Source organism: Carnobacterium sp., assembly GCF_032094055.1.
Lineage (GTDB): Bacteria > Bacillota > Bacilli > Lactobacillales > Carnobacteriaceae > Carnobacterium_A.
Map to the genome: position 1 here is coordinate 1 of NZ_DAMDAK010000092.1, position 1,396 is coordinate 1,396.

At 34.0% G+C, this 1,396-nt stretch carries 1 protein-coding gene; it reads left to right on the top strand.

Annotated features, from left to right (window positions below):
* Positions 1-370: 370 nt before the first annotated feature.
* The gene (locus RT405_RS11645; protein ID WP_313469872.1) at positions 371-1,279 is read left to right on the top strand and encodes an osmoprotectant ABC transporter substrate-binding protein; all 909 of its coding nucleotides are present in this window, start codon (positions 371-373) and stop codon (positions 1,277-1,279) included.
* Positions 1,280-1,396: the final 117 nt, after the last annotated feature.

Below are 1,396 nucleotides of genomic sequence, written 5' to 3' on the forward strand. Positions count from 1 at the left end.
AAAAACCATATAATCATTGTTGATTCATTACTGAAGGTTTTTTCATTAATAAAATAATAGCTTTAGGATATTAAGTAAAATGAAACGTATCTTTCTGTTCCTTAATTAGAATCAAATTAGAATTTCCCGACAGACTAGCATCTGTATCAGAAATCATTAAACCGTTATTGGATTACACTGTATTTTCTTCTAAAGCAACTGCTAAAAGAACACCTTTCAGTTGATTGTTTATAGTGAATTAATCTTATCGAAAGTGGTTCTTTTTCACCATTTAATGAGTAATGATGAAAACTGGGTTAAATAGTGTTCCATCGATATTAAGTTACACCTTTTAGAAAAATTATATATTATTCAGAAAGGAGATTAAAATATGAAAAAAAGGTTTATTGCTTTTTTTGTTTTACTTTTAGTTGTACTAAGCGGTTGTTCCTTACCCGGCCTTGGTTCAGGTAAAAGCAGTATTAGAGTATCTGGCGGGGTTACTTCAGAATCTCAAATTTTAGCTAATCTCGTAAGCGGAATGATTGAACATGATTTAGGTACTTCTGTTGAAATCATCAGCAACTTAGGTTCTGCTAACATTATGCACAATGCTTTATTACGTGGCGATATCGATATTGCTGCTCCCCGTTACACAGGTACAGACGTCACTGGAATACTTCAGCTTCCAGCAGAAAAAGATCCGGAAAAAGCTTTGGCACTCGTTCAAAAAGAATTCGCCAAAAGATACGATCAAGTTTATTTCCCTTCTTATGGCTTTGCCAACAACTTTGTTTTTATGGTCACTAAAGAAACAGCTGAAAAGTATAATTTGAAGACTATCAGTGATTTAGAAGCAATCGCAGGCGACTTAACAGCAGCTGTTGATGCAACTTGGCTAAAACGTGAAACGGATGGTTATCCTGCCTTCATTAAAGAATATGGTTTTGATTTTAAACGCGTTTACCCAATGCAGATCGGTTTAGTTTATGATGCTTTAGCTTCTGGGAAAATGGACGTAGTTTTAGGCTATTCTACTGATGGTCGAATTGGGAGCTACGATTTACAAATACTGGAAGATGACCGTCAGTTCTTTCCTTCTTACGATGCTAGTTTAGTTGCAACGAAAGAAATCTTAAAAGAATACCCTGAACTAGAAGCTACTTTATCAAAATTAACAGGACAAATCTCAACAGAAACCATGCAAAATTTAAATTATCAAGTAGATAATGATTTGATGGAACCTTCCAATGTTGCTGAAAAATTTTTAAAAGAAAATCATTATTTTGAAGGAAAGTAATAAGAAAAAATTCTAAACAGACTCGAGCAACGTTGCTTTTTTAGAACCATTCAATCATATTACATGTAAAAGAGCGTGGAGAGTGAGATTGTTGTCTCATCCTCCTCGCTCTTTTTC